This window comes from Streptomyces sp. NBC_01520 (assembly GCF_045040375.1).
Taxonomy (GTDB): Bacteria; Actinomycetota; Actinomycetes; order Streptomycetales; family Streptomycetaceae; genus Streptomyces.
The window spans coordinates 3,398,332-3,420,160 of the sequence record NZ_CP109404.1 but is presented as its reverse complement, the minus strand read 5'-3'; the positions used below and the strand labels follow the sequence as shown (position 1 = coordinate 3,420,160).

At 70.0% G+C, this 21,829-nt stretch carries 20 protein-coding genes and 1 pseudogene; 12 read left to right on the top strand and 9 right to left on the bottom strand.

The window, feature by feature from the left end:
• Nucleotides 1–41 precede the first annotated feature (41 nt).
• The gene (locus tag OG524_RS15385; RefSeq protein ID WP_405393188.1) at nt 42–1,808 is read left to right on the top strand and encodes a class I adenylate-forming enzyme family protein; all 1,767 of its coding nucleotides are present in this window, start codon (nt 42–44) and stop codon (nt 1,806–1,808) included.
• Nucleotides 1,809–1,842: 34 nt separating this feature from the next.
• Here the strand turns inward: OG524_RS15385 and OG524_RS15380 are convergent, their stop codons facing one another.
• Nucleotides 1,843–3,120 (bottom strand): M6 family metalloprotease domain-containing protein, encoded by a 1,278-nt coding sequence (locus OG524_RS15380; RefSeq protein WP_405390253.1) that lies wholly within the window; start codon nt 3,118–3,120, stop codon nt 1,843–1,845.
• Nucleotides 3,121–3,379: 259 nt separating this feature from the next.
• On the opposite strand from OG524_RS15380, the gene OG524_RS15375 reads away from it, so the two are divergent.
• Both OG524_RS15375 and OG524_RS15370 read left to right on the top strand, forming a co-directional pair.
• On the top strand, nt 3,380–4,042 hold the full coding sequence (locus tag OG524_RS15375) for a TetR/AcrR family transcriptional regulator (protein ID WP_405390254.1): 663 nt from the start codon (nt 3,380–3,382) through the stop codon (nt 4,040–4,042).
• A gap of 203 nt (nt 4,043–4,245) precedes the next feature.
• Nucleotides 4,246–5,778: an MFS transporter gene (locus OG524_RS15370; protein WP_405390255.1), complete on the top strand. Its 1,533-nt coding sequence runs from the start codon at nt 4,246–4,248 to the stop codon at nt 5,776–5,778.
• A 118-nt stretch (nt 5,779–5,896) separates the two neighbouring features.
• On the opposite strand, the gene OG524_RS15365 is transcribed toward OG524_RS15370, so the two are convergent.
• Complete coding sequence (locus tag OG524_RS15365) at nt 5,897–6,409, bottom strand: MarR family winged helix-turn-helix transcriptional regulator (RefSeq protein WP_405390256.1); 513 nt, start codon at nt 6,407–6,409, stop codon at nt 5,897–5,899.
• 169 nt (nt 6,410–6,578) lie between these two features.
• Here OG524_RS15365 and OG524_RS15360 point away from each other — a divergent pair, with 169 nt between their 5' ends.
• A complete protein-coding gene (locus OG524_RS15360; RefSeq protein WP_405390257.1) occupies nt 6,579–7,355 on the top strand; it encodes a dioxygenase in 777 nt (258 codons plus the stop codon).
• Here the strand turns inward: OG524_RS15360 and OG524_RS15355 are convergent.
• The gene (locus tag OG524_RS15355) at nt 7,303–7,884 is read right to left on the bottom strand and encodes a GNAT family N-acetyltransferase (protein WP_405390258.1); all 582 of its coding nucleotides are present in this window, start codon (nt 7,882–7,884) and stop codon (nt 7,303–7,305) included. The two genes, OG524_RS15360 and OG524_RS15355, sit on opposite strands and share 53 nt — an antisense overlap.
• Before the next feature lie 147 nt (nt 7,885–8,031).
• Here OG524_RS15355 and OG524_RS15350 point away from each other — a divergent pair, with 147 nt between their 5' ends.
• On the top strand, nt 8,032–9,033 hold the full coding sequence (locus OG524_RS15350; protein ID WP_405390259.1) for an RNA polymerase sigma factor RpoD/SigA: 1,002 nt from the start codon (nt 8,032–8,034) through the stop codon (nt 9,031–9,033).
• Nucleotides 9,034–9,143: 110 nt separating this feature from the next.
• On the opposite strand, the gene OG524_RS15345 is transcribed toward OG524_RS15350, so the two are convergent.
• Complete coding sequence (locus OG524_RS15345; RefSeq protein WP_405390260.1) at nt 9,144–10,136, bottom strand: helix-turn-helix transcriptional regulator; 993 nt, start codon at nt 10,134–10,136, stop codon at nt 9,144–9,146.
• 62 nt (nt 10,137–10,198) lie between these two features.
• On the opposite strand from OG524_RS15345, the gene OG524_RS15340 reads away from it, so the two are divergent.
• Nucleotides 10,199–11,761: an MFS transporter gene (locus tag OG524_RS15340; RefSeq protein ID WP_405390261.1), complete on the top strand. Its 1,563-nt coding sequence runs from the start codon at nt 10,199–10,201 to the stop codon at nt 11,759–11,761.
• Nucleotides 11,762–11,876: 115 nt separating this feature from the next.
• Here the strand turns inward: OG524_RS15340 and OG524_RS15335 are convergent, their stop codons facing one another.
• On the bottom strand, nt 11,877–12,623 hold the full coding sequence (locus tag OG524_RS15335; RefSeq protein ID WP_405390262.1) for a DUF6227 family protein: 747 nt from the start codon (nt 12,621–12,623) through the stop codon (nt 11,877–11,879).
• Nucleotides 12,624–12,745: 122 nt separating this feature from the next.
• Complete coding sequence (locus tag OG524_RS15330; protein WP_405390263.1) at nt 12,746–13,801, bottom strand: P1 family peptidase; 1,056 nt, start codon at nt 13,799–13,801, stop codon at nt 12,746–12,748.
• A 149-nt stretch (nt 13,802–13,950) separates the two neighbouring features.
• On the opposite strand from OG524_RS15330, the gene OG524_RS15325 reads away from it, so the two are divergent.
• From OG524_RS15325 to OG524_RS15300, 6 genes are read left to right on the top strand one after another with little or no spacing between them, the layout of a single operon-like run.
• Nucleotides 13,951–15,108, top strand: coding sequence for an MFS transporter (locus tag OG524_RS15325; protein WP_405810673.1), 1,158 nt, complete (start codon nt 13,951–13,953; stop codon nt 15,106–15,108).
• Nucleotides 15,105–17,429 (top strand): molybdopterin oxidoreductase family protein, encoded by a 2,325-nt coding sequence (locus OG524_RS15320; protein WP_405390265.1) that lies wholly within the window; start codon nt 15,105–15,107, stop codon nt 17,427–17,429. The genes OG524_RS15325 and OG524_RS15320 overlap by 4 nt, the downstream gene beginning before the upstream one ends.
• 7 nt (nt 17,430–17,436) lie before the next feature.
• Nucleotides 17,437–18,039: a 4Fe-4S dicluster domain-containing protein gene (locus OG524_RS15315; protein WP_405390266.1), complete on the top strand. Its 603-nt coding sequence runs from the start codon at nt 17,437–17,439 to the stop codon at nt 18,037–18,039.
• Nucleotides 18,036–18,782, top strand: coding sequence for a Rieske (2Fe-2S) protein (locus tag OG524_RS15310; RefSeq protein WP_405390267.1), 747 nt, complete (start codon nt 18,036–18,038; stop codon nt 18,780–18,782). The genes OG524_RS15315 and OG524_RS15310 overlap by 4 nt, the downstream gene beginning before the upstream one ends.
• The gene (locus tag OG524_RS15305; protein WP_405390268.1) at nt 18,779–19,252 is read left to right on the top strand and encodes a hypothetical protein; all 474 of its coding nucleotides are present in this window, start codon (nt 18,779–18,781) and stop codon (nt 19,250–19,252) included. Before OG524_RS15310 ends, OG524_RS15305 begins: the two co-directional genes overlap by 4 nt.
• 21 nt (nt 19,253–19,273) lie before the next feature.
• Nucleotides 19,274–19,498: a hypothetical protein gene (locus OG524_RS15300; protein WP_405390269.1), complete on the top strand. Its 225-nt coding sequence runs from the start codon at nt 19,274–19,276 to the stop codon at nt 19,496–19,498.
• Nucleotides 19,499–19,506: 8 nt separating this feature from the next.
• Here OG524_RS15300 and OG524_RS15295 read toward each other — a convergent pair.
• From OG524_RS15295 to OG524_RS15285, 3 genes and pseudogenes are all read right to left on the bottom strand, one after another.
• Nucleotides 19,507–19,935: pseudogene (locus tag OG524_RS15295) on the bottom strand (MscL family protein); the annotation flags it as partial.
• 167 nt (nt 19,936–20,102) lie between these two features.
• Nucleotides 20,103–20,693: an RcpC/CpaB family pilus assembly protein gene (locus OG524_RS15290; protein WP_405810671.1), complete on the bottom strand. Its 591-nt coding sequence runs from the start codon at nt 20,691–20,693 to the stop codon at nt 20,103–20,105.
• 269 nt (nt 20,694–20,962) lie between these two features.
• Nucleotides 20,963–21,811 carry an S-methyl-5'-thioadenosine phosphorylase gene (locus tag OG524_RS15285; RefSeq protein ID WP_405390271.1) on the bottom strand — a complete coding sequence of 283 codons (849 nt, stop codon included), beginning with the start codon at nt 21,809–21,811 and terminating at the stop codon, nt 20,963–20,965.
• Between the last annotated feature and the right edge of the window lie 18 nt (nt 21,812–21,829).

The window sequence follows — 21,829 nt, the reverse complement described above, 5'->3', positions numbered from 1 at the left end:
GCGTCGCCGGGTTGCCGAGACAGCGCCTGGAGAGGTCGTTCGTGCCGCACACCGACCCCACACCCGCCCCGCCCCCCGGTCCCGACGACAAGGCGGCCGCCACCCGTGCCCGTAGCGAGGCGACGCTGACCGCCCGGGGTGCTCCGTTCGCCGTCGTGCGCGCCGAGCACGGTCCGTTCGTCTACGTCAACGGGCCTCGTACGCTTCACGAGTTCGTGGAGACCACTTGGGCCTTCGGGGACCAGCCGTTCCTGATCGCCGGTGAAAGAACCTGCACCTACGCGGAGTTCTTCGCCGCGGCGTCCGCGTTGGCGCGGCGGCTCGCCGGGCCGTACGGGCTCCGCTCCGGTGATCGGGCGGTGATCGCGATGCGCAATCACCCGGAGTGGCAGATCGCCTTCTGGGCGGTGCAGATGGCCGGACTCGTCGCCGTCCCGCTGAACACATGGTGGACCGAGGGGGAGTTCCACCACGCCCTCGACGACTGCGAGCCGTCGGTGCTGCTGGTCGACGGGGAACAGCTGCTGAAGGTGGCGGACTGGGGGGAGAAGGCCGGGGCACGGTTCGTCGTCTTCCACGACGAGGGGGTCGGAGTCGAAGGGACCGGACCCGGAGGGGCCGGGCTCCCGGGCAGGGCCGAGCGATACGCGGACCTGCCCGAGCCCGACCCGCTGGCCGCGCCGCCCGACGTGGAGATCCGGCCCGAGGACGACGCCACGATCCTCTACACCTCCGGCACCACCGGGCGCCCCAAGGGGGCCGTCGCCACACACCTCGCCCAGGCGGGTGCGGCCCTCAACCCGCGCTACCAGGCGGCGGCGTCCGCACTGGGCCGCGGGGTCATCCCCGGGCAGGGGCCGACGCCGGTCACCCTGATGACGTTCCCCTTCTTCCATGTCGCGGCGTTCACCAGTCTCTACGCGGCGATGGCGGCGGGCGGGACCCTCGTTCTGATGCGGAAGTGGGATACCGACGAGGCGTTGCGGCTGATCCGTGGGCACCGGGTCACGCACTACGCCGGTGTTCCGGCCACCGCGCTCCAACTGCTTGCCGCGGCGGACCGTGCGGGCGACGGTCTGGAGAGTCTGCGGATGCTGAACACCGGCGGCGCTGCGGCTCCGCCGGATCTGGTCGCCCGGCTCACCGCCCGGCACGGCGAGCGCATCGAGCCGCGCAACGGCTACGGCCTGACCGAGACCAGCGGCGGGGTGCTGGCCAACTTCGGTGCCGCCTACCGGGCGCACCCGGAGAGCGTCGGCACCCCGACGCCCGTCACCGAGGTGCGGATCGCCGATGCGGCGGGGGAGGAGCTTCCCGAAGGTGAGGTCGGTGAGCTGTGGCTCCGCGGCCAGTCGCTGATTCGAGGCTACTGGCGCGACGAGGCGGCGACGGAGGAGGCGTTCAGCGAGGGCTGGTTCCGGACGGGCGATCTCGCCGTCGTACGGGACGGGCGGGTCACCGTCGTCGACCGGATCAAGGACATGGTGATCCGGGGAGGCGAGAACGTGTACTGCGTGGAGGTCGAGGCCGCGTTGCACGACCACCCCGACGTGGAGGACGTGGCAGTGCTCGGGGTTCCCCACCCGGTGCTCGGTGAGGAGGTCGCAGCGGTGGTCCGGCTGCGTGCCGGTGCCGTCGTCTCCGTCGAGGAACTGCGGGCGCAGGTGGGGCGGACTCTCGCCGCGTTCAAGGTGCCGGCCCATGTGCTGGTGACCCACGAGCCGCTGCCCCGGAACGCGACGGGGAAGATCCTCAAGCGGGAGCTGCGCGGGCCGGTCCAGGAGCGGGCGCGGAGGCGTGAGGGCTGAGCGCGCCGTCAGGGCCGGGTGACGCGTCCAGCCGTCAGGGCCGGGTGATGCGCACCCGGTAGTTTCCGTCGGCCCCCTCCGAGAGCACGGATACGCGTATCCCGTGCGGCCGGTCGGTGAAGGTCTCGCCGGGCTCGAAGGGGGCGTCGGAGAGTTCGGCGTGGACGTTGGGCCGCCGGGTGCAGCCGCCGCTGTCCTCGGTGCTGTCCGTGACGGACACCGGGCCCTGGCCGGTGTCCACGTCGGAGCTCACCTTGTAGATGAGGACGCCGGGCCTGCAGACCGCTTCGTCGTTGCCCGCAGGGGTCCGTACCTCCACGGCGTAGCCGGACTGGGCGCTGAGCGGCACGAAGGCCAGCTTCGTGCCGCCCTCCGTGGCCAGTGGTTCGAGGACGTGTTCGGTGGTGCCGGGCATGGCGGCGCAGCGGACCTGGCTGTTGTCGAGCCAGCCGAGCTTCCACTTGTGCCAGGCCAGGAGGTCGTTGTTGGCCCCCCAGTCCTCGGACATGATGTCCCAGTGCCCCACGGAGCCGCCGCCCTCCGTCGTGTAGAGGTCGGGCAGTCCGAAGACATGGCCGTTCTCGTGGGGCAGGACCCGGTAGCCGGTCTCCGCGTACGATCCCGAGCCGTCGTCCTGACGGCTGTAGACGAAGGACGTGTTGGCGAGCGGTACCCCGTCGGCGAAGGGGGCGTCGTCGTTGCCGGAGAAGGTCACCGACAGGACGGTGTCCAGTGCGGAAGGGCCCGCGTTCGGGGTGACCAGGACGTTGACCAGGTCGTACGCAGCGAAGTCGACCTTCGGATCGGCGACGGCCACGAGGTCCTTGACGAGCTTGCGGTAGCCCGGTTCGTAGGGTGAGCCGCGCTCTATGCCGTACTCCGCGAAAGGCAGCGGCATCCGCAGCCAGTCGTTCACGGGCGCATCCGGTACGTAGGTGAGCCGGCCGTAGGAGCTGGTGCGGAACCAGTCGGAGGTCTGCGGGAAGAATTCCGCGAGCCGGTCCGCCGCCGGTTCCGTCGCCTGTGCGTCCGGGAAGTCGATCATCAGATTGAGGGCCTTGATCTGCCCGGTGGAACGCGCGTACCCCGGCGGTGTCGGCATGCCCTCCGACATCTGTACGCCCATGGTCGCGGGGATCCGGCACGGGCCGAGGCCGGTTCCCCGGGGTGCGGCCACCGGTCCGGCGGAGGCGCGGCTGGCGACGGGGAGGGTGGAGCTGGCCGAGGCCATGGTCGCGATGACCAGGGCCGTAGCCCCGGCGAGGGCGAGGGGGCGACGGTATCCGCGTATTCGTTGGCGGGGCTGCTGCATAGGGCGTCGCCTTCGGGTCCGCGGCAGCCGGCCGGCCCTGACTGCGCTCTGGCGATCAGCCTGTGCCGGGCCGTGGGGGTCCGCTCGCTGGGTGAGCCGATGGAGGGTTCTGCCCCTTCAGGTGATGTGACTCAGGTCACATAGTGGCGGGAAATATCCGGGGACACTTTCCCCGTTTGACCATGTGTCCCCGCGAAACGGGGAAGCGGTCCCCGGTTGTTCCAGGGATCGTCCACACGTCGAAGGAAGGGCCGCAGCCGTGGAGACCGTCGCCGAAACCGCCTCCTGCGCCGCGCAGCGCCGTACGCCCCGTCCGCGGGCCGACGCCCTGCGCAACCGGGAGCGGATCGTGACGGCCGCTCGTGAGATGTTCGTCGAGTTCGGGCCGGACGTGCCTCTCGACGAGGTCGCACGCCGTGCCGGAGTCGGCAACGCCACGCTCTACCGGAACTTCCCCGACCGTGCCGCGCTCGTCCACGAAGTCGTCCTCTCGGTCACCTCGCGCACCACGGAGCGCGCGCAGGAAGCCGTGGCGGCGGAGTCCGACCCGTTCGCCGCGCTCAGCCGCTTCGTGCACGCGGCGGCCGACGAACGGATCGGCGCCCTGTGCCCGATGCTGTCCGGCGGCTTCGACAAGAGCCATCCCGAACTGCTCGCCGAGCGTCGTCGCCTCGAAGAGGTCGTCGAAGGGCTCGTGGAGCGCGCCATGTCCGCGGGGCGGCTGCGTACCGACATCGCGGTCGGTGACGTACTCGTCGCCCTCTCCCAGCTCACCCGGCCACTGCCCGGCATCGCCTGCCCGAGCATCGACCGGTTCACTCACCGCCATCTGCAGCTCTTCCTGGACGGCCTGGAAGCACCGGCCCGCTCCGAACTGCCCGGATCGGCGGCGACCATGGAGGACCTGCGCCGCGGGGACTGACGCCCGCGCAGCACCAGAGACCCAATAGACCACGGGCCCGAGCGGCCGACAGAACCCACATGAAGCAGGTCGGGGCCTGACCAGCAGGTCCGACCGCCAGTCCGGCACACCCTCTTCCGGTGGTGCCCGCCGATCCGTCCGCGGGCTGCCTCCCCGGTCCCACGACTCTTCGCGTCCACGCGCGTCCTTAGGTGGCTACTCCCATGTCAAGAACAGCCGACGTCCGGCTTCCTGATCCCAGTCGCTGGAAAGCACTGGCCTTCATCGCCCTCGCCCAGCTGATGGTCGTGCTCGACGCGACCATCGTGAACATCGCGCTGCCCTCCGCCCAGACCGACCTGGGCATTTCGGAGGGCAACAAGCAGTGGGTCATCACCGCGTACGCGCTCGCGTTCGGCGGACTCCTGCTCTTCGGCGGACGCATCGCGGACCTCTGGGGGCGTAAGCGCACGTTCGTGGTCGGCCTGATCGGCTTCGCCGCGGCCTCCGCGATCGGTGGCGCCGCCCAGGGTGAGGCGATGATGTTCGGCTCCCGCGCCCTGCAGGGTGCCTTCGGCGCACTGCTCGCGCCCGCGGCCCTGTCGCTGCTCGCCGTGATGTTCACCGACGCCAAGGAGCGCGCCAAGGCCTTCGGTATCTACGGAGCCATCGCCGGTGGCGGTGGCGCGGTCGGCCTGATCCTGGGCGGCTTCCTCACCGAGTACCTGAACTGGCGCTGGACGTTCTTCGTGAACATCCCGTTCGCGATCGTCGCCGCCGCCGGTGCCTACTTCGTCATCCGTGAGCCGGCCGGTGGCCGTAACCGCTCGCCGCTCGACATCCCCGGCGTCGTCCTGTCCACACTCGGCCTGGTCGCGCTGGTGTACGGCTTCACCCGCGCCGAGTCGGCCGGCTGGTCCGACTCGCTGACCGTCGGCATGTTCATCGCGGCCGCCGTGCTGCTCCTGGCCTTCGTCGTCACCGAGTCGCGCGTCAAGTCGCCGCTGCTGCCGCTGCGTGTCCTGACCGAGCGCAATCGCGGCGGGGTGTACCTCTCCCTGGGCCTCGCCATCATCGCGATGTTCGGGCTCTTCCTCTTCCTGACGTACTACCTGCAGGTCGCGAAGGGATACTCCCCGGTCAAGACCGGGTTCGCGTTCCTCCCGATGATCGCGGGCATGATCATCGGCTCCACGCAGATCGGAACCCGGCTCATGACCCGGGTTCCGCCGCGCCTGCTGATGGGCCCCGGATTCCTCGTGGCCGCGATCGGCATGCTGCTGCTGACCCAGCTGGATCTCGGCACCTCGTACGCGGGCGTCATCCTGCCGGGCCAGCTGCTGCTCGGCCTGGGCATGGGCACGGCGTTCATGCCGGCCATGTCGCTGGCCACGCACGGCATCGAGCCGCGTGACGCGGGTGTGGCCTCGGCGATGGTGAACACCTCGCAGCAGGTCGGCGGAGCCATCGGTACGGCGCTGCTCAACACGATCGCCGCCGGTGCCACCACCGCGTACATCGCGGACCACGCCGCGGGTGCCGCCGACCCGAAGCTGCTGCAGATGCAGGCCATGGTCACTGGTTTCGCCAGCGCGATCTGGTGGGCGGTGGGCATTCTCGTCGCCGCTTCGGCCATCGCGACGGTGCTGATCAACACCGGGCGTCCGGGCGCCGGAACGGCCATTTCGGCTGACGGTTCCGGAGAGCGTGCGGACGGCGTCGAGGACGAGTTCAAGATCCCGGTCATCGCGCACTGAACCGTGACGGCCGTAACGGTACGACGGCCGTGAGGGGTGTGGCAGGTGGTACGGCACCAGGCGCCGCCTGACATCGCCTGACACGCCTTGCGTGCCCCAGGATCTGCCCTGGCTCCGCTCAGCGGAGCCAGGGCAGATCCGCGTCCGTGCCCTCCGGCTGCAGTCCGGCGGCGATGACCTGCATGATCTCGCCGAGGCTCACCACCTGTTCTGGGGTGAGCCGGGCGAACATCGCGTGGCGCACCGCGTTCACGTGCCCCGGAGCGGACCGGGCGAGCATCTCGAGACCCTCGTCCGTGAGGACCGCGTTCTGGCCGCGCTTGTCGGAGGGGCACTCCTCGCGGCGGACCCAGCCGTTCTTCTCCAGCCGGGCGATGGCGTGCGAGAGGCGGGAGCGGGTGATCTTGGCGGCCATGGCCAGCTCGGTCATCCGCATCCGGCGCCGCGGCGCCTGGGAGAGCTGGACGAGCAGCCCGTAGTAGACGTGCGGCATGCCGGCGTCGCGCTGCAACTGGCGGTCGAGATGGTCCTCCATGAGCGTGGTGGCATGGAGATAGGTGCGCCACACGCTCTGCTCTTCGTCGGTGAGCCAACGAGGCCCGCCGGTGGATGTCGTGGTCATGTACTTCACTGTACGACCTTTTCTTGAAAGTTGAACTAGATAGAGCTAAGGTCTCCGGTAGTAGGAACTTGAAGATTCAAAGAGATGATCTGTCGAATCCCCGGTGCTCGGCTCAGGCGCCTGTTTCCAGGTGCCTGTAGAGAACACATACCTTGATCGGCGGAGGAATGGGAGTGTCATGACTGTCACTACGGAGCGGATGCCGGCCCTCTATCTCTCCCACGGCGCGCCGCCGCTCGCCGACGACCCGGTCTGGCCCGGTGAGCTTGCCGCCTGGTCCGCCGGACTCCCGCGCCCCAAGGCGATCCTGATGGTCTCCGCCCACTGGGAGGAGGCCCCGCTCGCCCTCGGTGCCATCGAGACCATGCCGCTCGTCTACGACTTCTGGGGTTTCCCGGAGCACTACTACCAGGTGCGTTACGCGGCCCCGGGTGCCCCGAAGCTCGCGGAGGATGTACGCAAGCTCCTGCGCGCCGCAGGTACGCCGGTCCAGGACATCCCCGACCGCGGCCTCGACCACGGGGCGTACGTGCCGCTCGTCGAGATGTTCCCGGACGTGGACATCCCCGTACTCCAGATCTCGCTGCCGACGCTGGACCCGCGGAAGCTGATGGATATCGGGCGCAAGCTCGCTCCGCTGCGCGACGAGGGTGTGCTGATCGTCGGCAGCGGCTTCTTCACGCACAACCTGGCGGCGCTGCGGCAGCCCGGCACCCCCGGCTGGTCGGCGGAGTTCGACGACTGGGGACACCGGGCGCTGCAGGCTCAGGACATCGACGCGCTGCTGGACTTCGAACGCAAGTCGCCCGCGGGCAAGCTGGCCCACCCCCGCACCGAGCACTTCGCCCCGCTGTTCGTGACGCTGGGTGCTTCGGAGAGCGAACTCGATCAGGGACGCAGTGTCATCGACGGGTTCTGGATGGGTCTGGCGAAGCGCTCGGTCCAGTTCGGCTGAGCATCGGCTTCTCGTACCAGGACACGTCCCAGTACCGGCCGAACTTGCGGCCCACCTCGGTGTACGTCCCGACGTGGCGGAAGCCGAAGGAGTCGTGCAGCCGGACGGACGGTTCGTTGGGCTGGGCGATCGCCGCGTACGCGCGGTGGACGTCCTCGCCCGAAAGGGCCTCGAAGAGGGCTTTGTAGAGCAGGGTGCCGATGCCGCGGCCCGTGGTTCCCGGTGCGCAGTAGGCGCTCACCTCGACCGAGGTGCTGTACGCCGCCTTCGGCCGGTACGGGCTGCTGGTGGCATAGCCGAGGACCGCGGGCGCGTTGTCCGACGTACTGACGTCCGAGGCAACCAGCAGCCGGTACGGACCGTCCTCAGGGTGTGAGCGCAACCACGGCAGACGTTCGGCCGGTGTGAAGGCCGCTGTGTCGAATGTGAGTGCGGTCTCACAGACGTAGTGGTTGTAGATGGCCGTCAGGGCCTCAAGATCAGCTTCCGTGCCGGGTCTGACCTGCACTTCTGTGGGTATCTGGGCCATCTGTCCTCCTGTCGGGGCGGACAGGGTACTGCATGATCTCGAAAGTGAATGGTCGCCGTGGGAATTCTGTCCGGATTCCAGTCGTTGTTTCCATCGGATGCAGGGCACCCGGAAGGGTGTCGCGACCTACTCAGCAAGGGAGCTCGCATGGCAACCCGTGCCGTCGCTCGTCGTTCGTCCGCCAGTTCTGGCGGGACCGACCGGGCAAGCAGTGTTCGCGCCGTGGGCGGGGAGATCGCCGATCGCGACCTGGTCGGCATGTACCTGGACGAGATCGCTCGCACACCACTGCTCGACGCCGCCAAGGAGGTCGAGCTCTCACAGACGATCGAGGCGGGCGTCTTCGCCCAGCAGATCCTCGACGGCCAGGTGGAGAGCGAGGCCGGCGGAGCGAAGCGCAAGGAGCTGGAGGCGCTGGTTGCCGACGGCGAGCGCGCCAAGGACGTATTCATCCGTTCCAACCTCCGGCTCGTCGTCGCCGTGGCCCGGCGCTACCCGAGGGCCGGCCTGCCGCTGCTCGACCTGATCCAGGAGGGCAACGCCGGCCTGGTGCGTGCGGTCGAGAAGTTCGACTACGCCAAGGGCTTCAAGTTCTCCACGTACGCCACGTGGTGGATCCGCCAGGCCATCACCCGCTCGATAGCCGATCAGTCCCGCACCATCCGGCTCCCCGTCCACCTCGTGGAGGAGCTCGGCCGGATCCGACGGGTCCAGCGTGAGTTCAACCGTGAGCACGGGCGCGACCCGGAGCACGCGGAGATCGCGTCCGAGCTGGACTCCAACGCCGAGCGGGTCGGCAACGTCCTGGACTGGGCCCGTGACCCGGTCAGCCTCAACATGTCCGTCGACGACGACGGGGACACCCAGTTCGGCGATCTGCTGGAGGACACCTCCGCGGTGTCCCCCGAGCAGTCCGTGATGACGCTGCTGCGCAGCGAGGAGCTCGAAGACCTGATCGGCAAGCTCGACAACAGGACCGCCTCCATCATCCGCATGCGGTACGGGATCGAGGACGGCCGCGAGCGGACCCTCACCGAGGTCGGCAAGCAGCACGGTCTGACACGGGAGCGGATCCGCCAGATCGAGAAGCACGCATTGCTCGAATTGAAGCGAATGGCTCACGACACGGGCTTTGACGCTGCGGCGTGAGCCAATAACCCGTAATCTCCCCATCAAGCCGGTTCGCACCGGCCCGACGACCGGTCCCGTACCGGTCCCCTGAGCTGAGTCCCGGCGCCCACCCCCCCCGGCGCCGGGGCTCATTCATTTCCGCTCCCCCCGGACCCGGCCGACGAGGCGCGGGTCAGACGGGCACCCAGTCCGCTCAGGTACTCCACCAGCCGCGGCGGCCCGTGCGCCTCGAACTCGCAGTCCACCAGAGCCAGCCGCAGCGCCACCCACTCCAGCGAGTCCGAGGAGACCGTGCGCAGCCGGCAACTGCCGGCACCGGTCGGCTCCACCGGGCCGAGGATCGCGGGCAGTCGTGCCGTCACGAAGTCCGCCGGTGCCCGGAAGCTCACATCGATCCGGAGCTCCGGCTGCATCCTGGTCATCGACCGGGCGATGAACTCCGCCGCGTCCCCGCTCTCGGTGGGCAGCTCGCGCGGGGTGAAGCGGGCCCCGGTAGGGAACGGCTCGTTCACCCGGTCCACCCGGAAGGTGCGCCAGTCCTCGCGGTCCATGTCGTACGCGACGAGATACCAGCGGCTGCCCGTGCTAACCAGCCGGTACGGCTCGACCTGGCGCCTCGACGCGGTGCCGTCCCCCGCGCGGTAGCCGAAGCGCAGCCGCTCCCGCCCGGTGGCCGCCGAGGCGATCACCGTGAGGGTCCGGGGGTCGATGGTCGAGCCGTCGCCGCGGGTGAGCGGCACCGTCGCCTTCTGCAACGAGGAGACCCGCTGCCGCAGCCGTGACGGAAGCACCTGTTCCAGCTTGGCCAGCGCCCGCACCGAAGCCTCGTCGACCCCCTCGATGGCGTGCCCGGCCCCGGCCCTCAGTCCCACCGCGATGGCCACCGCCTCCTCGTCGTCCAGCAGCAGGGGCGGCATGGCACTGCCCGCCACCAGGCGGTAGCCGCCGATGGAACCACGGGACGCCTCGACCGGATACCCGAGGTCGCGGAGCCGGTCGATGTCGCGGCGGATGGTGCGCGGGCTGACGTCGAGCCGCTCGGCCAGCTCGCTGCCCGGCCACTCGCGCGGGGTCTGGAGGAGCGACAGCAGATTCAGCAGTCGTGCCGGAGTGTCCGTCATGGGATCCAGGATGCCGGTCCATCAGGACACGATCTGACCTAATGGACTTCTAACTTCTTCCTATGACTTCTTCCGAATCTCTGCCGTCCACGGCAGTCGCCCGCACGGCGCCCACGGGGCCGGACGCCCCGCAGGACCGGGCGGACCGGCGCCGCTGGTTCGCGCTCGCGATCGTGATGACCGCGGCCTTCATGGACCTGGTCGATGTCACGATCGTCAATATCGCCATCCCGAGCATCACCCTGGACACCGGTGCCTCGTTCTCCGAGATCCAGTGGATCACCGCCGGGTACGCCCTGGCCTTCGCGGCCGGCCTGATCACGGGCGGACGGCTCGGTGACATCCACGGCCGCAAGCGGATCTTCCTCATCGGGATCGGCGGCTTCACGATCGCCTCCGCCCTCTGCGGCTTCGCCGGGAACCCGGAGATGCTGGTCGCCTCACGCATCCTGCAGGGCGGCATGGCCGCGCTGATGGTGCCCCAGGTCCTGTCGATCGTGCACGCCACCTTCCCGGCACACGAGCGCGGCAAGGTCTTCGGCCTCTTCGGTGCGATCGTCGGGCTCGGCGCGGTCTCCGGACCGCTGCTCGGCGCACTGCTCACCGAGTGGAACCTCTTCGGCCTGGAGTGGCGGCCGATCTTCCTGATCAACCTGCCGGTCGGTATCGCCGGCCTGATCCTGGGACGGAAGTTCATCAGCGAGTCCAAGGCGCCGAAGGCGCTGCGTCTCGACCTGGCCGGTGTGTTCATGGTGACGCTGGGGCTGCTCATGCTGCTCTACCCGCTGACCCGGGGACGCGAGCTGGGCTGGCCGGTGTGGGGATATGTGTCGATGGCCTCCAGCCTCCTGGTGTTCGCGGCGCTGATCGCGTACGAACGGCAGAAGGCGAGCAGGGACGGCTCCCCGCTCATCGAGCTGTCACTGTTCCGGGTGAAGAGTTTCGCCGCGGGCATCGCCGTACAGCTGACCTTCGGTCTCGGCCTCGGCATCTACTTCCTGGTCTGGACGCTCTACATGCAGATGGGGCTCGGCTGGAGCGCGCTGCGGGCGGGCACCACCGGGATCCCGTTCTCGATCTCCGTCTCGGTGGCCGCCGGTATCTCCGTACAGAAGCTGGTGCCCCGCTTCGGCCGCAAGGTTCTCCAGTCGGGCGCACTGCTGATGATCGCCGGGCTGCTGGTCTACATCGCCGAGGCCGAGCGGTACGGCCTGGCCATCACTCCCTGGCAGATGATCGTGCCCCTGGTGATCATGGGTGCGGGCATGGGCCTGATCGTGGCCCCGCTGACCGACGCGGTGCTCTCCGGGGTGCCGAAGGAGCACTCGGGATCGGCGTCCGGACTGATCAACACCGTGCAGCAGATGGGTACGGCGCTGGGGCTCGGTCTCGTGTCCGTCGTCTTCTTCGGATCCATCGGCGAGGACCTGGCACCGCGGGAGATGGGACCGGCCTTCGTGAACGCGTTCCAGCAGTCGCTGTGGTGGGTGGCCGGGGTGCTCACGGTGATCTTTTTCGTGATGTTCGCCCTGCCGGCCAAGCCGCAACTGCACCTGGAGGGCGGCGACGACACGGCCCCGGTGCCGGATGCCGAGGTCGCCAAGGAGCCCGCCCTGTCGCACTGATCCCGTACCCGCGGTCACGGCGGGCCGCGACCCCCGCGGTCCACCGGCCCTCGCCCGTCCGTCCCGTTCCCGGGGTGGACGGGCGATCGCGTTCCGCGCCCGGCGCCCGTACGGGTCAGCAGATCCTGGTGCGGTTCTCCATGGCGCGGCGTGCGCTCTCCTCGTCCCCGTACACCTCGCACATATGACGGCCGTCGGGCGTCGCCGTGTGCTCGACCTCCCACAGGCTCGTCTCGCTGCCGTCCAGCAGCAGGAAGGCGTGCTCGTAGAGCGTGAATCCGGCGTCGCGGCCTTCGACGCGGCACTGGCGGCCGAAGATCTGCGTGATGTGGTGGGCGAAGGCGGCCCGGAGCAGTCCCGCCGTGTCGGCGCCCGGCCGGTCGCTGTTCTCCGCGCGCCGCAGGACCCGGCGGGCATGGTCCGCCGAATTGTCCGGGGCGTAGACGCGGGGGAGGGGCGCCGGAGGGACGGACATCAGGAGCGTGAGGACGTCCAGGTCCCCCCGCAGGTTGTCGTCGCCGAAGGCCGGGGTGTCCCAGAAGGTGCCCGCAAGCCGTGCGGCGGCGATCTGGGCCTCCCCCTCGTCGTCGTACAGCTCGTGCCGGCGGGGGACCGGGATGTCCCGGCCACCGCCGTGCACCAGCTCCCACAGGGTGAGTGCGGTGCCGTCGGCGAGCAGATAGGTGTGCCGGTAGGTCTCACGGTGCAGAACGGCACTGTGATGGGACGAATGCAGGGCACTGCTGTGCGCCAGGGCCGTCCCGAGACGGTCGACCGTGGTGTCGGGCAGATCGAAGGAGTTGAGGGCGCATCGCAGGAGTCGCTCGAGGTGCTGCTCGGTTGTCTCGTACGGATCGCTCAAGGTGCTGTCTCCAGGCCGTCGCCGCGTGTTACTAGATGCGTGCATAACGTAGTCCCTGGGTCTGACATCGTGACCGGGGTTAGCAAAAAACGTACGACGCACGCAGAAAGTTCCCGGGTCGGTCAGGGCGCGCCGTAGAGATCGCCGTACGAGGGGAACGCACCCCCGGGGCCGTCGACCCCCCGTGCGGCCCGGACGGCCTTCACGATGGCGCGGGCCAGCGCGTCCGCACCTGCGGACAGGATCTCGTTCAGCTCGGCGACGGGCTCCGCGGGCAACGGCCGTCGACCGGTCGCCAGGGTGAACACGGTGTCCCCGTCGGACAGCAGATGGACCGGCCGCACGGCGCGCGCCAGTCCGTCGTGCGCCGTGCCCGCGAGCTTCTGCGCCTGGGCGCGGGTGAGGACGGTGTCCGTGGCGACGACGGCGATCGTGGTGTTGAAGGGCCTGCCCCCCTTGGTCTCCCGGATCTCGGCCAGCCGGCGGCCGGCGGCCTCATGGATCTCGGGGGCGGGGTGCACGGGCGGCTCCCCGGCGCCGTACTCCCCGTACAGCACTCCGGTGCGCGGATCGATCACGGAACCCGCAGCGTTCACCACGGCCAGCGCCGCGACCGTGGTCCCGGAGGGCAGTCGCACGCTCGCCGTGCCGACCCCGCCCTTGACCTGTCCGGCCACCGCACCCGTGCCCGCCCCCACCGTGCCCTCGGCGACGGGCGCCCCCTCCGCCGCCGCGGCGGCGGCCTCCACGGCGGACCGGCCGGTCGAGGCGTCGGGGCGGGCCCGCCAGTCGCCGCCCCGGCCCAGGTCGAACAGGCAGGCGGCCGGAACGACCGGCACCACCTGGGAGGGATCGGGGCCTACCCGGACCCCACGCCCCTGCTCCTCCAGCCACGCCATCACACCGGACGCGGCGTCCAAGCCGTACGCGCTGCCGCCGGTGAGGACCACGGCGTCGACCCGCTGCACCAGATTGCGCGGGTCGAGCGCGTCCGTCTCCCTCGTGCCGGGTCCACCGCCGCGGACGTCGACGGCGGCGACGGCGCCGCCCATCGGCGCGAGGACGACGGTGGTCCCGCTCAGTGCGCCCTCGCCGGGCACCCGGGCGTGCCCGACCCGGATCCCCGCCACATCGGTCAGCGCGTCCAGCGGCCCCGGAGCGGGCATGTCCTCGGCCATGGCGAACTCCTTCTGGCGTGTGTGGCGATGCCGTGCCCCGCGAACGTACCGCCGCCGGGCCTTCGGGCTGCGGGCCACCTGAGGGACGCGCTCACCCCTCCGGTGCCCATAACGGGACCAGACGCACCGAACGGACCTACGGTGGCCCGGTGACCGAGCCACCGGAAGCGCCGACCGCCGAGCAGCCCGATCCCGGCGCCCCCGCCGGCCCTCCCGGCGAGGCCGACGGCCGGAAACGAGGTCCGGGATCCGCCTTCGCGGCGCGGGCCGCCGCTGCCGTCCCGCGCTCCGTCACCGGACGGGCGACGCTGGCCGGTGTCCTCGTCTCCGCCCTGCTGATCCTGGCGATCGTGTCCGGCAGCCGCCTGCTGCGCAACTTCGACTCGGCTCTCCTCCCGTACGCCGTGGCCACCGTGTTCCTCGCCTTCGGCGTCGCCTACCGCTACACGGTCTGGATCTCCGCCCCCGGTGCCCGACGCCTCTTCACGCAAGGCCGGCGCAGCCTGTTCTCGGCCGAGAACTTCCGCAAGGCACCCACAGCCCTGCCGAAGATGATCGCGACCTACCTGGGCTTCCAGAAGTTCCTCGGTGCCCGGTCGCACGCCCGCTGGGCCGCCCACCAACTGATCTTCTGGGGCTGCATCCTCGCGTCCCTGATCACGTTCCCGCTGACCTGGGGCTGGTTCACCTTCACCTCGGACAGCGGCTCCGGCCCCGGCTACGAAATGCGCATCTGGGGCTTCAAGATCCTCGGCTTCGACTCGCTGAACATCATCGGCTGGCTGATGTTCCACGGCCTGGACATCGCTGCCGTGCTCGTCATCCCCGGCGCCTCGTACTTCCTCTGGCGCCGGATGAAGGACCGCGGCGCCATCACCGGCCAGCGCTTCGCCTACGACATGGTGCCGCTGCTCGCACTGATCGTCATCTCCGTGACGGGCCTGCTGCTGACCTTCTCCTCGCTCTTCCTGCGCGGCGGCGGCTACGAGTTCCTGGCCATCCTCCACATGGTGTCGGTGGTCTTCACCCTCATCTACATCCCGTTCGGGAAGTTCTTCCACATCGTGCAGCGCCCGGCGGCGGTCGGCATGCAGCTCTTCAAGTACACCGGGCGCCAGGACGACGAGGTCTTCGCGTGCCGCCGCTGCGAGGAACCCATCGACACCGGGCCGTACGTCGAGAACCTGCGCGGCACCATGCGTGACCTCGGCCTCGGCTTCGACGCATGGGCCGAATACTGCCCGCGCTGCAAGCGGGTGCTGCGCGGCAGCGCCTATCTCTCCCAGGTCAAGAAGGGCTTCAAGTGACCGCGGATCCACGCGCAGCCGACCGACGGGCGGTTGTTCCCCTCGACCCCGCCCTCGCACCGCCGGGAACCCGTGGCTTCCTGGACGCGGGAGGGATCCCGGCGGACCGGTGGCACGCGGACCAGAACGGCGAAACGCTCGTCCCCACCCACTGCTGCTTCTGCGGTGTCCAGTGCGGGATGTACCTGCGCGTCGACAAGGGCGGCAAGGTCTTCGGGGTGGAGCCCCGCAACCACGACATCAACCGCATGCGGCTCTGTCCCAAGGGCATCAACGCCTACCAGCAGGTCAACCACCCCGACCGGCTCACCGCGCCGCTCATGCGCCGCTCCCGCGACGAGGAACTGCGTGAGGTCTCCTGGGACGAGGCGCTCGACTTCACCGTCTCCGAGATCAGGCGCATCCAGGAGGAACACGGGAACGACGCCTTCGGGCTCCTCGGCGGCGCCAGTCTGTTCTCCGAGAAGACCTACCTCGTCGGCAAATTCGCCCGGGTCGCCCTCAAGACCCGGCACGTCGACTACAACGGCCGTCTCTGCATGGTCAGCGCCGCCGGTGCCAACAAGCTCGCCTTCGGCATCGACCGGGCGGGCAACCCCTTCTCCGACATCCTGCTCACCGACTGTCTGCTGATCGCGGGCTCCAACGTCGGCGAGTGCTTCCCCGTGATGACCCAGTACGTCTGGGGAGCCCGGGACCGAGGCGCCAGCCTGATCGTGATCGACCCGCGCGAGACGGCGATCGCCCGCACGGCCGACATCCATGTCGCACTCAGGCCGGGCACCGACTCCGCCTTCTTCAACTCCGTGCTCAACGTGGTCATCGCCGAAGGCCTCACCGACGAGGCCTACCTCGCCGCCCATGCCACCGGCTGGGACGAGGTCCGGGCCAAGGCGGCCGAATACCCGCCGTCCCGCGCCGCCGGTATCTGCGGTGTCCCGGCCGAGCAGATCGTCCAGGTCGCCCGCACCTTCGCACGCGCGCCCAAGGCCATGGCCTGGCACGCCCGGGGCATCGAGCACCACTCCCAGGGCGTCGAGAACTGTCTCTCGGTGATCAACCTCTGCACCGCCACCGGCCACATCGGCAAACCCGGTGCCGGATACGGCACCATCACCGGCCAGGGGAACGGCCAAGGCGGCCGCGAACACGGCCAGAAGTCCGATCTCCTCCCCGGCGGCCGCTCGATCCTGAACGAGGAACACCGGCGCCAGATCTGCGAGATCTGGGGCATCGAGGAGTCCGAACTCCCGACCGCCGGCACGTCGATGATGGAAATGGTCTGGCAGATGCAGCGCCGTGAGATCCGCGGTCTGATCGGCATCTGCAACAACCCCTTCGTCTCGCTCCCCAACTACGCCGTGGTCAAGGACGGGTACGACACCGCCGAATTCCACGCCCAGTTCGACTTCTTCCTCTCCGAGACCGCCGCCAACGCGCACGTCGTCTTCCCCGTCACCGTCTGGGCCGAGGACGAGGGCGTGATGGCCAACGCCGAAGCCCGCGTGGTCAAGCACAACAAGGCGCAGGACCCGCCCCCCGGCGTACGCACAGACACCTGGGTGATCTGTGAACTCGCCCGTCGTCTCGGAGCGGGCGACAAATTCGAGTACGCCGACTCCCGCGCGGTCTTCGACGAACTGCGGACCGCCTCCGCCGGGACCGTCAACGACTACTACGGCATCACCTACGAACGACTGGAGGAGACCGGCGGCATCGCGTGGCCCTGCCCCTCCACCGATCACCCGGGCACCCCGCGTCTCTTCGAGGACGGGAAGACGTACCACCCGGACGGCAAGATCCATATGCAGGTCGTCGAGTGGCACCCGCCGATGGACCCGTACGACGACGAGCACCCCATGTCACTCACCACCGGACGTACGGTCGCGCACTTCCTCTCCGGCAACCAGACCCGCCGGCTCGGCGCCCTCGTCGAACAGACACCCCGGCCCTGGGCCGAGGTCCACCCCTCCCACGGCTTCCGCAACGGCGAACCCGTACGCGTCGTCACCCGGCGGGGCAGCGAGGTCTTCCCCGCCCTGGTCACCGAGGCGATCCGCCCCGACACCGTGTTCGTCCCGTACCACTGGCCGGTCCCCACCGCGGCCAACGCCCTCACCATCGACGCCCTCGACCCCCGCTCCAAGATCCCCGAGTACAAGGTGTGCGCCTGCCGCATCGAGCACGCCGAGAAGATCGACGAGGTGCCCGCACCTCCCGTCACCCCCGGTCATGCGGCCTACCCCGAGACCCAGGTCTCGCGTACCGACCCGCTGCCCCCCACGGCCCCGCAGGGCCGTGGCACCTCGGAGAGGAGCTGAGGCCCGGATGATGGGCAGAACGATGTTCATCGACCCGGGGCGCTGCATCGGCTGCCAGGCCTGTGTCTCCGCCTGCCGGGAATGCGATTCGCACCGGGGCAAGTCGATGATCCACCTCGACTACACCGACGAGGGCCACTCCGTCGCCTCCCTTCCCACGGTCTGCATGCACTGCGAGGACCCGGTCGCCCCCTGCGCCGAGGTCTGCCCGGCCGACGCGATCCTGGTCACCGCCGACGGTGTGGTGCAGCAGGCCGACACCACGCGCTGCATCGGCTGCGCGAACTGCGTCAACGCCTGCCCCTTCGGCGTACCGAAGATCGACCTCCAGGCGAAGCTGCAGATGAAGTGCAACCTCTGCTACGACCGCACCGCCTACGGACTCGCCCCGATGTGCGCCACGGTCTGCCCGACCGGAGCGCTCTTCTACGGAACCGTCGAGGAACTCCAGGCGGAGCGTCCCGGCGTCCAGGTCGCAGACACCTTCGTCTTCGGCGAGAGCGAGGTCCGCACCGGCGTGGCGATGGTCGTGCCCGCGGAACGGGTCCGGTGGCCGGTACCGGGCGGCCTTCCCGTCGTCGAGATCAACGGTAAGGACGTCCGCCGATGAGCGTCACCGAACAGCAGTCCGGCAGCGACCGGGGTTCCGGCGGCGACCCGCGGGAGGCACTCCACGACAGGATCGCCGCGGACTCGCTCACCACCCGGCGCGACTACCTCCGGATCGTGACCACCGTCTCCGGCGGCCTCGCGCTCGGTGGTCTGGGCGTGGCGGGCGGGATCCTGCACCGGCACGGCGACGAGGAGGACGGGAAGCCGCCCTCACCGAAGCGGATCGCCGCGCAGCTGCTGCCCGGTGAGTCCCTCGCCTTCCGCTACCCCGGCGACGAGGACCGGGCAGTCGCCGTCCGGCTGGACGACGGCACCCTCGTCGGCTACTCCGCCGTATGCACCCACCTCGCCTGCGCCGTGATCTGGCGCAAGGACCGGGGCCCGGAGGGCGAGCTCTACTGTCCGTGCCACGAAGGTGTCTTCGACGCCCGTACCGGAGAGGTCACGGCCGGCCCGCCACCGCGTGGGCTGCCCAAGGTGGTGCTCACCGAGCAGACCGACGGCAGCATCTGGGCCGTGGGCACCACCCGCTCCGGCGAGAGCATCGAGCAGGGACTGTGCCGTCAGATCGGCGAAGACCGCCCGGACCTCGCCGCCAGGATCGGCTGCCCCGGTACCCGCGGCGGCGCGGAGGCACCGCCCCGCGCGGCCTCACCGACAGTCGGCCCCCCGGGCGTCGATGCACCCGGGAGCACGGCCGGGGAGTCCGGGGGTTCCGGGGCCGGAGGCGGACGGTCATGACCGAACCCGAGCAGCCCGACGAGCACCCGAGCCCTCCGGAGTCCTCCCAGCCCCCGGACCCGCCACAGGACACGTCGTCGAGAACCCTGGACGCGTCACCGACCGCCCAGCCCGCGGGAGATTCGTACCCCGCCTGTCACCCGGGCAGCGCCAGCCCTGAGCTGAACCGTCCCGTTCGCGATCGCTACCCCCAGATCCGTGCCACCAGTGGTTACGGCGACCCCCGGGTCCGGCACACCGGGCCCGGTCCGGGAGCGGGTACGGACCAGGAGCCCGAGCGCTCCTCGAAGCTGACGGCCCGGCTGGCGCTGGCCATGACCGTGGTCGTCGGGCAGCTCTGGGGGCTGACGGTGCTCATCGACGAATGGATGGAAGGCAACACCGGAACGGCCTGGTGGGGGGCCGGATTCCTCTGCCTGTCGTTCGTCGTGGTCCTCGGGCTGTGGCGGATCGATCCGAAGGACCGGTGAGCACCGCCGTACCCTGGAGGCATGAGTACCGCCCCCACCTCCGGACCGCGAGATTCGAAGCCGTCGCAGCGGCAGGAGCCGCCGCAGCAGGAGCCCAGGCCCAAGCCGGCTCTGATCTTCGACGATCCGCTGGACCGGCAGTCCGCGGACGATACGGACCAGGGGTGGGGCGAGCGGGCTCCGGCCGGCGGCAGCGCGGCCGACCTGGCGCGCTTCCTCGACGAGAAGCCGCCCCACCACGGCTGAGCCCGGCCGCCCCGCGCCATGCCCTGCGCCTGGCCGCGCCGGGAGGCCAGCGCGTCGCGGATCTCCTTGAGCACCTCCAGCTCGCTCACCTCCAGGGTCTCCTGCACACCTTCCTTCGCGGCCTGCGCGGCTGCTCGCCTGGCGAGGTACTTCGCCATCGGCATCACCATCAGGAAGTAGACGACGGCAGCCGTGATCAGGGAGCTGAGGGCTGCGCTGAGCACCGAGCCCCACAGGATCTCGATGCCGTCCAGCTTCCCGGTCTCCGGATCCACCACGCAGGGGCCCTGAAGACAGGAGCTGTACTTCTCCAGGTCCTGGGTGCCGAAAGCACCGACCAGCGGATTGATGATTTCCCTGACGACCGCGTTCACCACATTGGGGAAGGCGGCACCGATGACGACCGCGACCGCGAGACCGATCACGTTGCTACGCATCAGGAAGGCTTCGAAGCCCTCCCACAGACTGACCTTCTTCTCGCTCGCACAGGAGTCTTCCTCTGTACGGGCCGTAAGGGGAATGAACAGCTCCGCCACATGAGGCGGCAGAAGGGCACACCGTCCAATCAGGTAATTCCAACGAGTGAGTTGACGGAGTACCAGTTCTAGTCGGCATGGGACACCGCCACCGCGAGCCGTCCCGAGACGCCGGCTCCGGCCAGGGCGGCAGCGGTCTCCCGCTCCACGGACAGCACCACCAGGGCTCCCGCTTCCGGCCCGGCACCGCCGTCCGGCTGCGGGAAGACCCCATCCGCGCGCGTCGCGTCACGCGGCACCTCCGTCACCCGTACGTCCTTCGCCACCACCCGGGCACCGGCCTCCCCTTCGCGTGCGGCGATCACGTCGACCCGGTCCCCCGGCCGCAACAGCCGGACCGTCGCCGCGTCCGCGATCCGAACCGGCGCGGACACCAGCCGCACCGGCCGCTGCTCCGGCCCCGGCGGCGCGCCGACGCCCGTGACGGTGGTCCCCTTCCCGTCGCCAGGCCCAGGTGTGCCCCAGCCGGCATCGGCCAGGCCCGAAGCGGCGAGCACCGCGGAGGCCAGGGCGAAGCCCGCAGCCATGGCGCGGCGCTGCCCGCGCAACGCCCGCCGCAGTCGTCGTCCACCACCGCCGCGCACGCGCAGGGGACCGAAGAGCGGGACCCCGCAAGGCGGGGGAGGCGCGGGACGTGTATCGGGCACCGACGGGAACATGGCCAACACCACCTGTCGTGAGGGAAGTCCACGAGAAACACGTGACGAATCGCGTGAGGGGAGTCCCGCGGGATCTCCCCGCCGAACCCCCCTCACGATCCACTCTCCGCGCGAATCCCGCACAGCCCTGTGGACAGGCCACGTGTTGTGGACAACTCGGCCACCCGTACGAGAAGCAGGGCCGGTACAAGACGTCGAGACGCCAAGACGCCACGGTGCCGAGACACCGACATGCCGAGCTGGCGCGACACCGAGGTCGTGTGTGCCCGCTAAGGCAGTTCCACCCCCGTGTGGATCCCGTCCAGGGCGTGCACGCAGATGCAGTCACGGTCCGCGTTCGCCGGCAGTGCGCCCACCGCGTCGAACAGCACCGACCGCAGCCGGTCCACATTGGCCGAGAACACCTTCAGCACATCGCTGTGGTTGACGCCCTCGCCGGCCTCGGCACCCGCGTCGAGGTCCGTCACCAGTGTCAGCGTCGTGTAGCAGAGCCCCAGTTCGCGGGCCAGGACCGCTTCGGGGTGCCCCGTCATCCCGACCACCGACCAGCCCATCGCCGCGTGCCAGCGCGATTCCGCACGGGTCGAGAAGCGGGGCCCCTCGATCACGACCAGCGTTCCGCCGTCCACCGGATCCCAGTCGCGCCCGCGGGCCGCGGCGAGGGCCGCCTTGCGCCCCTCCGGGCAGTAGGGGTCGGCGAAGCCGAGGTGCACCACGTTCGGCTCGGTGCCGTCGGCCCGGGTCTCACCGTCGTAGTAGGTCTGCGTACGGGCCTTGGTGCGGTCCACCAGCTGGTCCGGTACGAGCAGGGTGCCCGGCCCGTACTCCGGGCGCAGGCCGCCGACGGCGCACGGGCCGAGCACCTGACGTGCGCCGACGGAGCGCAGGGCCCACAGGTTGGCGCGGTAGTTGATGCGGTGCGGCGGAAGGTGGTGGCCGCGGCCGTGGCGCGGGAGGAAGGCCACCCGGCGGCCCGCGATCTCCCCCAGGAAGAGGGAGTCGCTCGGCGCCCCGTACGGGGTGTCCACCTGGACCTCGGTCACGTCCTCCAGGAAGGAGTAGAGACCCGATCCGCCGATCACGCCGATATCCGCTGTACCCGTTTCTGCGTTCACCATGCGGTCACACTAACCGGG

Excerpts from the sequence above, each read along its gene's own strand:
- OG524_RS15380 (WP_405390253.1), bottom strand. The coding sequence starts at position 3,120 with ATGCAGCAGCCCCGCCAACGAATACGCGGATACCGTCGCCCCCTCGCC.
- OG524_RS15370 (WP_405390255.1), top strand. The coding sequence starts at position 4,246 with ATGTCAAGAACAGCCGACGTCCGGCTTCCTGATCCCAGTCGCTGGAAA.
- OG524_RS15360 (WP_405390257.1), top strand. The coding sequence starts at position 6,579 with ATGACTGTCACTACGGAGCGGATGCCGGCCCTCTATCTCTCCCACGGC.
- OG524_RS15355 (WP_405390258.1), bottom strand. The coding sequence starts at position 7,884 with ATGGCCCAGATACCCACAGAAGTGCAGGTCAGACCCGGCACGGAAGCT.
- OG524_RS15350 (WP_405390259.1), top strand. The coding sequence starts at position 8,032 with ATGGCAACCCGTGCCGTCGCTCGTCGTTCGTCCGCCAGTTCTGGCGGG.
- OG524_RS15345 (WP_405390260.1), bottom strand. The coding sequence starts at position 10,136 with ATGACGGACACTCCGGCACGACTGCTGAATCTGCTGTCGCTCCTCCAG.
- OG524_RS15340 (WP_405390261.1), top strand. The coding sequence starts at position 10,199 with ATGACTTCTTCCGAATCTCTGCCGTCCACGGCAGTCGCCCGCACGGCG.
- OG524_RS15330 (WP_405390263.1), bottom strand. The coding sequence starts at position 13,801 with ATGGCCGAGGACATGCCCGCTCCGGGGCCGCTGGACGCGCTGACCGAT.
- OG524_RS15315 (WP_405390266.1), top strand. The coding sequence starts at position 17,437 with ATGATGGGCAGAACGATGTTCATCGACCCGGGGCGCTGCATCGGCTGC.
- OG524_RS15310 (WP_405390267.1), top strand. The coding sequence starts at position 18,036 with ATGAGCGTCACCGAACAGCAGTCCGGCAGCGACCGGGGTTCCGGCGGC.
- OG524_RS15305 (WP_405390268.1), top strand. The coding sequence starts at position 18,779 with ATGACCGAACCCGAGCAGCCCGACGAGCACCCGAGCCCTCCGGAGTCC.
- OG524_RS15300 (WP_405390269.1), top strand. The coding sequence starts at position 19,274 with ATGAGTACCGCCCCCACCTCCGGACCGCGAGATTCGAAGCCGTCGCAG.
- OG524_RS15290 (WP_405810671.1), bottom strand. The coding sequence starts at position 20,693 with ATGTTCCCGTCGGTGCCCGATACACGTCCCGCGCCTCCCCCGCCTTGC.
- OG524_RS15285 (WP_405390271.1), bottom strand. The coding sequence starts at position 21,811 with ATGGTGAACGCAGAAACGGGTACAGCGGATATCGGCGTGATCGGCGGA.